The sequence below is a fragment of the Jeotgalibacillus campisalis genome (assembly GCF_000829515.1).
In the GTDB taxonomy this organism is placed as follows: domain Bacteria; phylum Bacillota; class Bacilli; order Bacillales; family Jeotgalibacillaceae; genus Jeotgalibacillus; species Jeotgalibacillus campisalis.
Genome location: NZ_JXRR01000004.1, coordinates 14652 through 29009, shown reverse-complemented (window position 1 = coordinate 29009; position 14358 = coordinate 14652). Strand labels below are relative to the sequence as shown.

The following is a 14358-nucleotide window of genomic DNA, read 5'->3' as shown; positions in this document are numbered from 1 at the left end:
AACAGCAAAAAAAGCACAAAACTGCTGTGCTTTTTTGTCTACACGTTTAGTTATCATCTTACGATTTTAGATTGTTTTAATTTTCCATTTGGCGGCCTAAAAAGCTGGCAGCTGTCTCTGAAGATTTTTTCTCAACCTCTCCAAGAGTGCCATCTTTAGAGAAAATAATGACTGCACCAATGGGGTCACCTGAAGAAACAATCGGAGCAATAGCGTAAGACGCGGACTCTTCATCCTGGTGCTCTATAACGGCAAGCTTCGTTTGTTTTTCAGATATAATACTTTTACGGGCAGACATCACTTCTTCAATCCCCGTCCCGATCCGCCGATTCAAATAATCTTTTTTTGATACACCAGCAATGGCCACAACATTGTCCCGATCACAAATAAGTATTGGGTGGCCTAAGCTGTCATGCAGAGCCTCTGCGTATTCTTTGGCGAAATTTCCTAATTCATTAATAGGAGAATATTTCTTTAAAATGACTTCTCCTTCACGATCTACAAAGATCTCCAGCGGATCTCCTTCTCTAATGCGAAGCGTTCTTCTGATTTCTTTTGGAATGACCACCCGTCCTAAGTCGTCAATTCGTCGGACGATACCCGTTGCTTTCATACATGGTGCCTCTCTTCCTCTTAGCGAATTTTTACTTTCCTTATTCCACTCGTTGGTACTTGCTGTTAGTATGAAATAAATGGACAAATTTATACCGGTTCCACTCAATTTCTCCAAAAAAAGTATTTAGTTGCCGGTTAATCCAACAGCATTTTTCCATTTGAACCTATGTGCTAACGCCTATTATTTCCAATCCTTCCTTGCTTAAAACATAAAAAAGTCCAAAAACCAGGGATTACCTGTTTTTTGGACTTTTTTTATCTAAGGGCTGCTTCATTGAAATATAAAGAAAGCAAACCACTCTATTCTAAGCTGTTTCTTTTAATGCTTCAGGCAAACGGCAAATAATGTCATGAATCATATTGACCCATTGCTCCGGTTTTTTGTTGCGCAGCTGGATGCTGATTTTTAATTTATTATCATTCATGCCAAGTCCCACATCTCTGCCATGACTATTTCCGATTTCGAACGCTTTTGCTCCATCAATTTGAGCAGTTCCCACCTCACTTAATTCAAGCTTGATTGAATCCTTTGTTTGATGGATCGCTTCTAATCCAATTAATTGACCGTACGCTTTAATTTCTGCAATTTGAAACAGCGTATGAACTTCTACCGGATAATCTCCAAATCGGTCGATCATCTCGTCTTTCAATTCTGCTACTTCATCAACAGAAGAAGCACCCCTGAATTTTTTGTACATCTCAATTTTTTGATGACCATCCGGAATATATGTGGCCGGGATATAAGCATCTTGTTTTACGTCGAGATCAATTTCAACTGCTGGCTTCTCACGTTTTTTCTCATGCGAAAAGGCAGGAAGGTTTTCTTTGCGCTCTTCAATCGCTTCTTTCAGCATTTGAGAATATAAATCAAATCCGACTGAATCAATAAAGCCGTGCTGCTGTGATCCGAGCAGATTTCCTGCTCCTCGTATCGTGAGGTCGCGCATAGCAATTTTAAATCCAGAGCCCAGTTCCGTAAATTCTTTAATCGATTGAAGACGTTTTTCTGCCACTTCGGTCAGAACTTTGTCTTTGCGGTACGTAAAGTAAGAATAGGCTACCCGATTTGACCGGCCCACTCGTCCGCGTAACTGGTAGAGTTGTGATAATCCCATTCGATCGGCATCAAAAACAATGAGCGTGTTGACATTTGGAATATCCACGCCTGTTTCGATAATCGTCGTCGTAACAAGCACATCATATTCTCCCTCGAGAAACTGAAGAATCACGGACTCAAGCTCCGTTTCCGTCATTTGTCCGTGCGCAACGGCAACTCTCGCATCCGGCACCAGCGTTTGTATTTCATCTGCTTTTTTTGTAATATCCTCTACCCGGTTATATAGGAAGTATATTTGTCCATCCCGCGCAAGTTCACGCTCGATCGCTTCTCGAACCAGCGGCCCGTTATACTCCATTACATAGGTTTGAACGGGGAAGCGGTTTTCGGGCGGAGTCTCAATCACTGACAAATCACGCACGCCGAGCATCGACATATGAAGCGTACGAGGAATCGGAGTGGCAGTCAGTGTTAACACATCGATATTTGTCTTCAGCTGCTTTATCTTTTCCTTATGGGTAACACCAAAACGCTGCTCTTCATCAATTATCAACAGACCGATATCACGATACTTTATATCCTTCGAAAGCAGGCGGTGTGTGCCGACTACAATATCGATGGTTCCGGCCTGAAGCCCCTTCATTGTTTCCTGCTGTTGCTTTCGAGTTCTAAAACGGCTCAGCAACCCAATATTTATTGGGAAATCCTGCATTCTTTCCATCATTGTTTCATAATGCTGTTGGGCAAGAATTGTTGTAGGAACCAAAATGGCTACTTGTTTTCCGTCCATAATCGCTTTAAACGCTGCACGGATGGCAACCTCTGTTTTCCCATAGCCAACATCCCCGCACAAAAGCCTGTCCATCGGCCGCTCCCGCTGCATATCTTTTTTAATTTCTTCAATCGATCGGAGCTGATCGTCCGTTTCCTGGTATGGGAAAGCAGATTCAAATTCCTGCTGCTCATTTGTATCTTCCGTAAAAGCATAGCCTTTAGCTGTTTCCCTTTCTGCATACAATTTTATTAAGTCATCTGCAATATCTGCCACTGAGGACTGAACCTTGCTTTTTACCCGCTTCCACTCTGTCCCGCCAAGTTTATACAGCTTTGGTTCTTTTCCTTCTGAACCCACATATTTTTGAACAAGTTCAATTTGATCTACCGGGACGTAAAGCTGATCATTCCCCTGATAACGCACATTTAAATAATCTTTATGAAGACCATTAATTTCAAGCGTTTCGATTCCAAGGTACTTTCCGATCCCGTGGTTCACGTGAACAACATAGTCGCCAACTTTCAATTCGGAATAGGATTTAATCCGTTCGGCATTTGAAAGCTTTTGCTGACGCTTTTTCTTTCTGGTTTTCTGTCTAAAAAGCTCTTCTTCCGTCATGACGGCGAATTTATGCATAGGCAGTTCAAAGCCCGCCTGAAGAGTGCCGCTGACAATTTGAACGGCATTCGGAATAAGCGGCTGGCCATCCTGGACAATGGCAACATCAATGTCATAATCTGCTAACACACGCTCGAATTTTTGCAGTCGCTGCCCATCAGGAGCAAGTAAAACAACTGTATATTTACTGTTTTTCCACCGCTCGAGTTCAGCTTTTAATACATGCATTTGACCATGAAAACTTTGCATTGGCTTACAAGAAAATGTATGAATTTTTTTAGGATGAATATGTGGAATTTGTCGTGTAAACAAGGAAAAATATACTTTTTTCTGTTCACTTTTCGCAAGAATCTGAACAAGGGTATTAGAAACGGATACATCATGCAGGATCTTTCCTTCTTCTAATAAAGACACATACCAATCCATCTCTTCTTTTTCAAGCGTTTCATCCATTTCATGAATTCTGCTTATTTCATCAAATAAAACTAATCCATCTTCCGGCAAGTAATCTAGCAAGCTCGCTTCTTCTTCATACGCCAGAGAATGATACTTAAATAATTCATCTGGTTTTTGACCTTGTTTTAGCATACCCACTTCAAATTCTACCTGCTCAGCCATTGCTTCTTGTATCGAAGCTTTTTTCACTTTTTTTAAGCTGGCTTTTAAACGCTTCGACAATTCCGCTGCGACCCGCTCTAAATCTTCCTTTTCCATAATGGCTTCAGTAGCAGGACCTATCGTAATATCCTCTAGATTTTTTATCGATCGCTGATCATCTGCTGAAAAGGTACGGATTGAATCAATCTCTGTATCAAACAACTCAATTCGGACTGGGTCAGGAGAAGTTAATGGATAAATATCAATAATACCGCCGCGAACGCTGAATTCTCCCGGGCGCCCTACCATATCTGCACGTTCATACCCCATTTTAAGTAAAGCAGAAAGCGTAGAACTTACTTCAATTTCATTTCCCATCGCCAACGTAAACTGACTCATTTTCCACTTACTTTTCGGCGGGACAATCTTTCTTAGACCAGCCATTGGAACAATATACAGCCCTCTGCCATTCGTAGCCAGATGATTCATCGCATCCAATCGCTGCGCGAGCAACTCCGGACTTGCAATACTCATCTCAGCAGCGATCAATTCATTTGCAGGATATAAAAACAACTCATCCTCATTTAAAAACTGCAACATATCCTCGTAAAGACGCTGCGCCTGAAGAAGATTATGCGTAACGACCATAACAGGACGGTTCACCTGCTTAAACGTCCCCGCCACAAACGAACTTCGAGCCGACCCCGACAAACCGGAAATCAGCTGCTCACGTGCACCACTATCTATCTCATCAATCACGGACCTTATCTCAGAATCATTCAACAACCCACTCAACAAAGCACTCAAAAAGCCTCTCCTCCTATTAATAAAAGCGTAAGCAGGCGTTCAGCTCCGACAGACGTAAGACGATCTGCCAAGCAGGCGCTTTTTGCCTGCATGGCGGAGCGGCTTACGATCCGAGGAGCTGCCTGCTGAAGCTGGATAACGTAAAAGCGTAAGGCGCTCGTTCAGCTCCGACAAGCATAAGACGCGATGGCCTAGCAGGCATGCTTTTCGCCTGCTTGGACAGCGTGACTTATGACCTCGAGGAGCTAGCGCCTGAAGCTGGATAAAGTAAAAGCGTAAGCAGGCGTTCAGGGCGACAAGCATAAGCTGAACTGCACACATAGGCGCTCTTTGCCTATTGGGCAGGACAGCTTATGACCTCGAGCCCCTGCCTGCTGAAGCTGGATAACGTAAAAGCGTAAGGCGCTCGTTCAGCTCCGACAAGCATACATAGCCATGCCCGATCAAACGTGACCTTTACTCGCTAGGATATATATTCTTCAAAAAAGCACAATCTATCTTAAAACGCTTCCTGACGTACAGTGAAAATGCCTTGGATGCGCCCATCCAAAGCTGCTTACTGTATAAAGGAATCTAATTCATGATAATCGGGATTGCGCTCAAGCGATTCCTGGCAATCTTCACAGATTGTCTGAATCTCCACATGACCTTCTTTTGTATAAGATACCATACTTTGTCTTTCTTCATTTGACAGCTTATGAATGCCCAGCTGTTCTGAATTGACAGAGTGGGTATCCAATTTTCCGACGGTATTTCCACAATGCCGGCACTGGTAGTGAATCGCCACTTTTTTCAGCTCCCTTCATACAACCTTATAACGTAGTATAAGCCGCATGGACAGGAGATATTCATTCGCTGCGATTAAATTCGTTCATCACTTCTAGAAATGGTTTATCCAGCCACTTTTCACATGCATCTGCACTTTTGTACACCGCTTCTTTAATAGCAGGCCATTCCTCATTGGAGAATTTGCTAAGAACATAATCCGGCACTTTCATGCCCTGCGGAGGACGGCTAATCCCCATTCGAATACGGTTAAAATTCTGGGTACCCATATGGGCTATCGTACTTTTAATCCCATTATGACCCCCAGCACTCCCTTTTTGACGAAGACGCAGAGAACCAGTTGGCAGATCCAAGTCATCATAAATAACCAGCAGATCATCCAGCGGGATATCATAATAATCCATTAATGGTCGAATGCTTTCACCTGATAAGTTCATATATGTCAGTGGTTTAAGCAAAATGATTTTTTCTCCGTTCCGGTGAACGGTAGCAAATGCGCCTTTGAATTTACTTTGCAAAAGCGGGGCATTCCATCGTGAAGAAAGTTCATCAATCACTTCAAAGCCAATATTGTGCTTCGTTTTATCGTACGTTTTTCCTGGATTACCTAGACCTACAATCAATTTCATCTTTCATACACCTCATCAATAAGTACAGTTCGAAAAACCTGTTCTCACCTATCATAAACCATTTTGGGCGTAACCTCCAAGAAAGGTTACGCCCCAAAAAAGATTATTCTGCTGATTGTTCTTCTGTTTTTTCTTCTGTTTCTCCAGTAGTCTCTTCGCCTTCTTCTGTACCTTCTTCAGGTTCTTCTTCTACACGAGGTGCCAGAACAGATGCAATTGCTTCATCATCTTCGTGGTTTATTGTTACATTGTAGTCTGAACGAATATCACCAATAGAAATTGTGTCTCCGATTTCCAGTTTGCTGATATCTACTTCAATATACTCAGGAATATCGCTTGGCTTTGCTGAGATAGACACTTCGTGAAGAGTTGTTTGAACGACTCCTCCTTCATTTGTTCCTGCAGCTTCACCGATCAAGTGAACTGTTACATCCACATCAAGTTCAGATGACATGTTGACTGCTAAAAAGTCAGCATGGATAATCTCGTCTTTTAGGAAGTCGGATTGATAGTCACTCAAGACTACCTTTTGCTTGCTGCCTTCAATATCTAAATCGATAATGCCGTTACGTCCAACTTCTCTAATTGTTTTAACTAAATCAATTTCATCCACATAAATCGATGTATTTTCAACTTTATAGCCATACACGACAGCTGGAAGCTTGCCTGCATTTCGTAATTCTGTAATATCTGATTTTTTAAATCCACTGCGTTTAGTCGCTTTAAGTACTGAGCTCATAATTAACTCACCTTTCAATTTTTAGTATCGTAAATGAATAGCCTATCTTAAAGTTACCCCTGTTAGCTCCCGCTTAAACCTTAACCTTAGTAATGAGATGCGTTTTATTATATAAATCTTTACTACATCATTTTATTTGTCTGTTTTTTTATAAAAAACAAGGAACACTTTAAACAATTATATTGCAGTCTTTCATAACCAAAAAACTCCGGGAAAGCCGGCAGTGAACCGGATTTCCTGGAGTTCCTCTTTTTAATCAAATAGCATGCTGACAGATTGCTCTTCATATACACGAATAATCGCTTCTGCAAGAAGGTTCGCAACAGATAGTTCTACAATCTTTCCGCCTTTTTTCTCTTCGCTTAAAGCAATTGAATTTGTTACGATCAATTCTTTAATCGGAGAGTTATTAATGCGTTCTATCGCTGGCCCTGAAAGTACAGGATGCGTACAGCTTGCATACACATCTTTTGCTCCACTTTCCATTAATGCATTGGCAGCAAGCGTAATGGTGCCGGCAGTGTCGATAATATCATCAATTAAAATCGCTGTTTTTCCTTCTACACTTCCAACGATGTTCATGATTTCAGCTACATTTGGTTTTGGACGCCGCTTATCTATAATCGCAATCGGTGCTTTCAGACGCTCTGCTAATTTACGCGTGCGTGTTACACCGCCATGATCAGGAGAAACAATGACAATTTCATCAGGATTAAAGTTTTTCGCAATAAAGTATTCCGCAATGATTGGCACCCCGCGGAGATGGTCGATTAAAATATCGAAAAAGCCCTGAATTTGAGGCGCATGAAGGTCCAGTGTAATAACACGGGTAGCACCGGCTGTTTCGAGAAGATTCGCAATAAGCTTCGCTGTAATTGGTTCTCTCGCCCGGGCTTTGCGGTCCTGGCGGGCATAACCGTAATACGGCATAACAATATTAATGGTTTTAGCGGATGCCCGTTTTAACGCGTCTACCATAATCAGCAATTCCATCAAGTTTTCGTTCACAGGGGTAGATGTTGATTGAACAACAAAAACATCGCATCCACGAATACTTTCTTCAATATTGATTTGAATTTCTCCATCGCTGAAGCTTGTTACCGAGCATTTTCCCAGCTTTGTTCCAACTGCAGCTGCAATATCTTTTGCCAACTCTTCGTTAGAGTTTAGGGAAAAGATCTTCAATTTTGAATCATTATATTCTCTAGACATGATAGCCTCCATTAATTTTTTGAGTGAATTTTACCCGCATATCCTTCTTTGTTTTCCTGACGCGCTCTTGCAATGGATAGGGCTTCTCCCGGTACATCCTTCGTGATCGTGGAGCCCGCTGCAACGTATGCGTCTTTACCGATCTTTACAGGTGCTACAAGATTCGAATTGCAGCCGATAAAGACGTTATCCTCAATCGTCGTTAGATGTTTCTTTTTCCCATCGTAATTCACCGTAATGGATCCACAGCCTATGTTTACATTAGCACCTACTTCTGCATCTCCGATATAGCTCAGATGAGAAGCTTTGCTCGCTTTGCCGAAAGTCGCTTTCTTAATTTCGACAAAGTTTCCGATTTTCACTTCATCACCAATCGATGATTGAGGACGGATATGAGCGAAAGGACCAATGTTTACATCAGACCCCACGGCACTGTCATGCACCACAGATTGTTTAATATTCGTTCGGTCTCCGATTGTACTGTCCTTAAATTCACTGTTAGGGCCTACTACACAATCTTCGCCAATCGTGGTTTTCCCGGTTATAACAGTTCCCGGATAGATTACCGTGTCCCGCCCAATTACAGCCTCGTTGCTAATATACGTGTTAGCAGAATCGATAAACGATACACCATTGCGCATATGCTTTTCATTGATACGGGCTCTCATCAGCTCTTCTGCTTGTGATAGTGCGACACGGTCATTGACTCCAAGCGTTTCACTTGCCAATGCAGTTTGAAATGCGCCGATCGTTTCTCCTTCAGTTTGAAGAATTTCAATAACATCCGGAAGGTAGTATTCTCCTTGTACATTATCATTCGATACTTTTTCAAGCGCTTCAAATAATGCACGATTGTCGAAGCAATACGTTCCTGTATTAACTTCTTTAACACTGCGCTCCGTATCGTTCGCGTCTTTATGTTCCACAATTCGTTTTACAAGACCGTTCTCATCCCGAATAATTCGTCCATAGCCATCCGGTTTTTCCTGATGAGCTGTAAGAATGGTCGCCTTCGCCTGTTGCTCCTCATGATGCTGAATAAGAGAAGACATCGTTTCAGCCGTAATCAACGGCGTGTCACCACATACGACTAACGTGATCCCATCTTTATTTTGTAAACGATCTTTCGCTTGCATCACTGCATGAGCCGTGCCAAGCTGCTCTGCCTGTAATACAAACTCTGAACGATCGCCAAGCTGAGCTTGAACGAGTTCAGCACCATGACCAACAACGGTTACAATTTCGTTCATTTCTGCAAGCTTTACTTGTTCTAATACATGTTCCACCATCGGTTTCCCGCATACTGGATGCAACACTTTATACAACTTAGATTTCATACGGGTACCTTGACCCGCAGCTAAAATTACCGCATATCGATTCGACATTGTCGGTCCTCCAGTCAACATTTTTCCACTTCGAATATATATTAAAAATCCCTTTATTTCAAGGAAACGAGTGATTTCAGAACAATCTGTCATTCATTTGTCATATAATCTGGTCAATTTGGTGAATAAAATGAATAAAATTGACCGTTTTTCTTCCTTTTCCTTTAAAGCATTATAAAAAAACTGCCCCGAAATGACAGAACAGATCTGTTCATCTCGGTACAGTTTGTGTTTAATTAAAAGGCCTTTTCTTAAGCTCCAGCCTCTTCTAATTGAGCTTCTTCTGCTTCACCCACGCGCAAATATTCTTCGAGAACAGATTCCTGTATCATTTCTCTTGTTCCTGAATTGATCGGATGTGCAATATCACGAAATTCACCATCCGGCGTTCTTTTACTTGGCATTGCAACAAAAAGACCATTATTGCCATCAATTACTCGAATGTCATGAACGACAAATTCATTATCTAGTGTTATGGAGGCAATCGCTCTCATCCGGCTATCCGTCTTAACACGCCGTAACCTCACATCTGTAACTTCCACTAATTACCACCACCTTTCACCATATATGACCCTCTATTTATTAATTCTTCATAATACTGTCATTTTCCTACTTAAAAATGAAAAAAGTAGAAAATATTTTAATATATAGGTTTTTTGTTTTACAGTTCGATTAAAAGCCATCGTATTTTTAAAAAACCCATAAAAAATAGCCCTTTAGAAGGCTAAAGGACTAAGATACTCGCATTCTATTACTTCACTAATGCCACTACCTCGATTTCAATTTCAGCGTCTTTAGGAAGCCTGGAGACCTCTACACATGACCGTGCCGGGCGATGGTCTTCAAAATAGTCGCTGTAAATGGCATTAACTGCTGAAAAATTCTCGAGATTTGTTAAAAACACTGTCGTTTTGACAACCGTTGCAAATGAAGCACCCGCTTCTTCAAGAACCGCACGAACATTTTTAAAAACCTGATGAGTTTGCTCTTCAATCGTTCCTTCTACTAAAGTTCCTTCTGGTGTAAGTGGAATTTGTCCGGAACTGTAGAAAAGATTATTTACAATAACACCCTGAGAATACGGACCAATGGCCGCAGGAGCTTTTTGTGTTTGAACATATTTCATTTTAATTCCTCCTTACCTTTCTTTTTTTTCATCTAAAAAGGATGGAACCTGATCGAAATAATTACCTGTTTCTATGCCAATTGTTTTTCCCTTTTCATCTACACCTGTCAAATTCAACAAGGAAATCCAATTATCTATAAGTCGTTCTTCCCCGTATTCGGATTCTATAAAAATACCCACACCTGCTACAGTAGCGGAAAATTCCTCTAACAGGTTTTTCATCCCGGCAGCTGTACCGCCTGCACGCATAAAATCATCCACAATCAGCACGCGGGATCCTTGAGCCAGACTTCTTTTAGAAAGCACCATTGTCTGAATCCTCTTAGATGACCCTGAAACATAATTGATACTGACAGTCGACCCTTCTGTTACTTTACTGTCACGCCTTACAACGACAACCGGTACGCCTAAATACCTGGCAACGGCATGAGCAATTCCAATCCCTTTTGTCGCTACTGTCATAATTACGTCAATCTTCTGGTCTGCAAACGCTGCAGCAAAGAGCTTGCCGACATGATTCATTAAATGAATGTCCCCAAGAATATCCGTCATATATAAATATCCGCCTGGCAGCAGCCGGTTTGAATGTGAGACATGGGTGCGTAAAGAGTCAATTAATTCTTTTGCGTGCTCTCTTTTAATCCCAGGGATATACCTAACACCACCCGCTGCTCCAGGTACTGTTTGAAGCGTTCCTACACCGCGCAGTTCGAACGTATCCTTTACGATAACTAAATCCTCACTAATCGAGGATTTAGCGGATTGAAATCGATCTGCAAAAAAAGTTAGTGACACAAGTTCTCTTGGATGTTCCATCAAATAATGAGTCATATCGATAAGTCGTTCACTGCGTTTGACCTTCATTGCCGTATACTACCTCCTAAAACCCGAATAATGTAAAGTAACTATATCATCATTATACGGATTCAAGCAAGGGGGTTCCGTCCACCTAACAAGCGGACGGCAAAAACCTGATCACAAAACCCTCGCAAGCCATTATAGACCCGCTGGACCTTTGATTCATACTCAACAATTCCAAAAACAGTAGGGCCGCTGCCGCTCATTAGTACTGCATCTGCTCCAAAGCGCTCCATCTGATCTTTTATATGAGCCACCTCAGGATGCATGTTTAACGTTACAGCTTCAAGCGCATTGCCTAAATTAGCACACATCGCTTTAAAATCCTGATTGTGAATCGCCTGTACCATAGCCTTTGTATTCGGGTGTTCAATCCGATCCGTCTTCAAGTTTCGATACACATCAGCTGTTGAAACGCCAATAGATGGCTTCGCCAGAATCACCCAGCATTTAGGGGGACAAGGAAGTTCCTGAATGATCTCTCCTCTGCCGGTCGCAAGCGCCGTTCCTCCGTAAACACAAAATGATACATCTGATCCAATCTCAGACCCGATTTCAGCTAACTCATCCATTGTCAGGTTTAACGACCACAATCGATTCAACCCTCGCAAAGTAGCAGCTGCATCACTGCTTCCTCCTGCCAGTCCGGCTGCAACAGGAATTTGCTTGTGAATCGTAATCGCTACGCCCTCCTTAACCTTAAAACGGCGCTGCAATAAATCCGCTGCCTTATAAGCAAGATTACGGTGATCCCCCGGAACAAAGCGATCATGTGACAAAATATAAATCGAACCATCTCTCACAATCTCCAGCTCAATCCGATCGGCTAAATCCACTGTCGTCATCACCATTTCTACCTCATGAAACCCATCAGGCCTCTTTCCCAGCACATCCAGCGACAAATTAATCTTCGCAGGTGCCTTTACCATCATCTTCAACCTACCTCACCTCAATCTTCAAACAGTTCAATGAAGCTATTGTAGCATAAATGAAGAAAAGTGAAAGCAGGCGTTTAGGGGCGACAAGCATAAGACGACCTGCACACATAGGCGCACTTTGCCTATTGGGCAGGCCGCCTTATGACCTCGAGCCCCTGCCTGCTGCAGTTGGATCAAAGTCAAAGTGCAAGGCGCTTGCCAAGCTCAGACAAGTATAAGACAGTCTCTTGGGGATAGCGTGTTTACCATAAAGATAAACGATTGCTGACAAAAGGGACTGTCCTCTCCATTTCAAATGCATTTTCACCCCGAAAAAACCTGTAATCTGCAACCACCCCCTGCGCACACTAAAAAAACCAGCAGAGTTTACTCTGCTGGTTTGTGGCTGATACCTAATTGTATTTGATGAACCTGCACTCACCCAAGCTGTCGTTAACGAAAAATTGACATGATAGTAAAAATAAATTACTGCTTTTTCGCTAGCTGTGTTTCAGCCATCTCGATGGCTCGCTTCACCATGTTACCGGCATCTCGTGATTTAATTCCGCCCCAGCCTTCTTGCTGGACCGTATCATAAAATCCGAGTTCTTTGGCGATCTCTTCTTTGAGTTGATTAGACATGATGCTTCTACGTCTACCCACGTCGGTTTTCCCCCTCCGTCGGTAACAGCCATCTTTACTATGTACAAAATCGAAAATGCTATGCATAGCAGGAAAAATAAAAAAGCAGCAAACGACTGTCCACTGCTAGCTTACATTAATTGCTTCAGAACCTTCATCAATAAAGGTTAATTCCACAGATTCAGTTAATACATCGGTGTAGCTGTACGATACCCGTTCAAAAGCATGCTCATCCTGATCGAGTTCCACAATAAAAATGGAAGGATACGTTTCAGTAAGAATTCCTGAACGCTCGATTGTCTTGCGTCTTCCACCATTGGCTTTTAACATTAGACGTTTTCCGAGATTTAAATCAAGTGCCTTTTTAATGTCGGCTAAAGTTTTTGGCATTTCGCTTCCACCTCACTGGTCTTAGTGTAACACAATGTTCCTGCGAGGTCAAACAAATAAATTATTTTATCAATATTCCATCATGAATGTCAATGTTTTTTATTTTGCAAATACTGCTGTTTTTCGTCAGCAGTTCGTATTATTCCTCATTCTGTGTACATCTCTGCTCGATAAGGGGAACCTGTTCTCAAAACCCCTTTTGTTTCGACACCGCCAATTCCATCTTCATCAGCGAGTGTATGGTGTAAAATATCTTCCATGAATACAGATTCTTTAAAGGAGGTATAGCTCACTTTCCCTACTGTATAAACAGGGTCTAGCGCATGAATATTTACACGGAGAGGTGAACTGGCAAAATTCGCTCCAGCGTGGATCAACGATTCAAAATGCGATTGGCAAGCCCCTGCAAAAATAACAAGTTGATCCAGGCTGGGCATTTTCCTTCTCGCTTCCTGTACGGCTTTGACGAATGCAGCTGAGTTCCTGTACGAATTAATGTCTGTCTTTTTTCCACGGGATGAAAGATAAGCATCGTGTCCTGTAAGAACTAATATTTGCGGCTGGTATTTTTCAATTAGTGCCGAAACTCGTTCAGGCATCTCCTGCTCCTGACAATGAATGCCTACAACGGGCACACCTAATGAAGAATAAGCGTCGATACACTTATTCAAATAGTGAGGATCTCCATCAAGATGAAGCACTTTCCCCGGCAAATGAAAAGATTGACTAGAGGAGGAATTTTTTCTTTGATCTTTTTTCTGTGTGTCATTTTTAAAAGAATGAAAAGATTCCTCCTCTTGGCTCCTCCATTCTTCTTCTATCCGTTCGATATCTTTTTCTGTCATCAGTGTTAGATCCGCTACAGGCGCATCTGCCACTAAACGGATGTCAGAACCAAACAAAATCGCTACTTCTTCTCCATCCCGCTCTACTACGTCCACTACACGAAACAATACATCACATCCGTACGATTTCCGTCCAACTAACTGGTCGATCCATTCCATGCGGCGGCCTCCTGTCTCCCTGACCTCTCTTTACTTTATGCAGGAGCCTGCCTATAGGTGAATGCCAAAGTAAATGTGGTTTTAGCCTATCAATTCCGCGTGGATACTGCAGTTACGCCTTGCCATTATCAATGATGGCAATAATATTGTACGCAAAAAAGAATGAATAGGCGGAAAAATCTTTTTTACCTATTCATTCTT

At 42.1% G+C, this 14358-nt stretch carries 14 protein-coding genes; all 14 read right to left on the bottom strand.

The genetic code is table 11. The annotated features are described in order from the left end of the window. Window positions 1-76: 76 nt before the first annotated feature. Window positions 77-613, bottom strand: a complete 537-nt coding sequence (gene spoVT / locus KR50_RS02800) for a stage V sporulation protein T (protein ID WP_041054574.1) — start codon at window positions 611-613, stop codon at window positions 77-79. Window positions 614-920: 307 nt separating this feature from the next. Next, window positions 921-4469: a transcription-repair coupling factor gene (gene mfd, locus KR50_RS02795; protein ID WP_156969444.1), complete on the bottom strand. Its 3549-nt coding sequence runs from the start codon at window positions 4467-4469 to the stop codon at window positions 921-923. 556 nt (window positions 4470-5025) lie between these two features. After that, window positions 5026-5256, bottom strand: coding sequence for an anti-sigma-F factor Fin family protein (locus KR50_RS02790; RefSeq protein ID WP_041054573.1), 231 nt, complete (start codon window positions 5254-5256; stop codon window positions 5026-5028). 61 nt (window positions 5257-5317) lie between these two features. Continuing rightward, on the bottom strand, window positions 5318-5884 hold the full coding sequence (gene pth, locus KR50_RS02785) for an aminoacyl-tRNA hydrolase (RefSeq protein ID WP_041054572.1): 567 nt from the start codon (window positions 5882-5884) through the stop codon (window positions 5318-5320). 103 nt (window positions 5885-5987) lie between these two features. Further along, a complete protein-coding gene (locus KR50_RS02780; protein WP_041054571.1) occupies window positions 5988-6623 on the bottom strand; it encodes a 50S ribosomal protein L25/general stress protein Ctc in 636 nt (211 codons plus the stop codon). Between the two features lie 252 nt (window positions 6624-6875). Continuing rightward, window positions 6876-7835 (bottom strand): ribose-phosphate diphosphokinase, encoded by a 960-nt coding sequence (locus KR50_RS02775; protein ID WP_041054570.1) that lies wholly within the window; start codon window positions 7833-7835, stop codon window positions 6876-6878. 11 nt (window positions 7836-7846) lie between these two features. Then, the gene (gene glmU / locus KR50_RS02770; protein ID WP_041054569.1) at window positions 7847-9220 is read right to left on the bottom strand and encodes a bifunctional UDP-N-acetylglucosamine diphosphorylase/glucosamine-1-phosphate N-acetyltransferase GlmU; all 1374 of its coding nucleotides are present in this window, start codon (window positions 9218-9220) and stop codon (window positions 7847-7849) included. A 251-nt stretch (window positions 9221-9471) separates the two neighbouring features. Then, window positions 9472-9762, bottom strand: coding sequence for a septation regulator SpoVG (gene spoVG / locus KR50_RS02765; protein ID WP_041054567.1), 291 nt, complete (start codon window positions 9760-9762; stop codon window positions 9472-9474). 209 nt (window positions 9763-9971) lie between these two features. After that, a complete protein-coding gene (locus KR50_RS02760; protein WP_041054565.1) occupies window positions 9972-10346 on the bottom strand; it encodes a RidA family protein in 375 nt (124 codons plus the stop codon). Window positions 10347-10358: 12 nt separating this feature from the next. Beyond that, the gene (gene purR, locus KR50_RS02755) at window positions 10359-11210 is read right to left on the bottom strand and encodes a pur operon repressor (RefSeq protein WP_041054563.1); all 852 of its coding nucleotides are present in this window, start codon (window positions 11208-11210) and stop codon (window positions 10359-10361) included. A gap of 62 nt (window positions 11211-11272) precedes the next feature. Next, the gene (gene ispE / locus KR50_RS02750) at window positions 11273-12142 is read right to left on the bottom strand and encodes a 4-(cytidine 5'-diphospho)-2-C-methyl-D-erythritol kinase (RefSeq protein WP_041054561.1); all 870 of its coding nucleotides are present in this window, start codon (window positions 12140-12142) and stop codon (window positions 11273-11275) included. Window positions 12143-12607: 465 nt separating this feature from the next. Then, the gene (locus tag KR50_RS02745; RefSeq protein ID WP_084215471.1) at window positions 12608-12784 is read right to left on the bottom strand and encodes a small, acid-soluble spore protein, alpha/beta type; all 177 of its coding nucleotides are present in this window, start codon (window positions 12782-12784) and stop codon (window positions 12608-12610) included. A 105-nt stretch (window positions 12785-12889) separates the two neighbouring features. Next, window positions 12890-13153, bottom strand: coding sequence for a biofilm formation stimulator Veg (veg, locus tag KR50_RS02740; RefSeq protein ID WP_041054558.1), 264 nt, complete (start codon window positions 13151-13153; stop codon window positions 12890-12892). Window positions 13154-13299: 146 nt separating this feature from the next. Further along, the gene (yabG, locus tag KR50_RS02735; RefSeq protein ID WP_041054556.1) at window positions 13300-14157 is read right to left on the bottom strand and encodes a sporulation peptidase YabG; all 858 of its coding nucleotides are present in this window, start codon (window positions 14155-14157) and stop codon (window positions 13300-13302) included. Window positions 14158-14358 lie beyond the last annotated feature (201 nt).

What these genes read in the sequence shown, in the direction of transcription:
- spoVT (WP_041054574.1), bottom strand. Translation starts at nt 613, where the DNA reads ATGAAAGCAACGGGTATCGTCCGACGAATTGACGACTTAGGACGGGTG.
- pth (WP_041054572.1), bottom strand. Translation starts at nt 5,884, where the DNA reads ATGAAATTGATTGTAGGTCTAGGTAATCCAGGAAAAACGTACGATAAA.
- KR50_RS02780 (WP_041054571.1), bottom strand. Translation starts at nt 6,623, where the DNA reads ATGAGCTCAGTACTTAAAGCGACTAAACGCAGTGGATTTAAAAAATCA.
- KR50_RS02775 (WP_041054570.1), bottom strand. Translation starts at nt 7,835, where the DNA reads ATGTCTAGAGAATATAATGATTCAAAATTGAAGATCTTTTCCCTAAAC.
- glmU (WP_041054569.1), bottom strand. Translation starts at nt 9,220, where the DNA reads ATGTCGAATCGATATGCGGTAATTTTAGCTGCGGGTCAAGGTACCCGT.
- KR50_RS02760 (WP_041054565.1), bottom strand. Translation starts at nt 10,346, where the DNA reads ATGAAATATGTTCAAACACAAAAAGCTCCTGCGGCCATTGGTCCGTAT.
- purR (WP_041054563.1), bottom strand. Translation starts at nt 11,210, where the DNA reads ATGAAGGTCAAACGCAGTGAACGACTTATCGATATGACTCATTATTTG.
- veg (WP_041054558.1), bottom strand. Translation starts at nt 13,153, where the DNA reads ATGCCAAAAACTTTAGCCGACATTAAAAAGGCACTTGATTTAAATCTC.
- yabG (WP_041054556.1), bottom strand. Translation starts at nt 14,157, where the DNA reads ATGGAATGGATCGACCAGTTAGTTGGACGGAAATCGTACGGATGTGAT.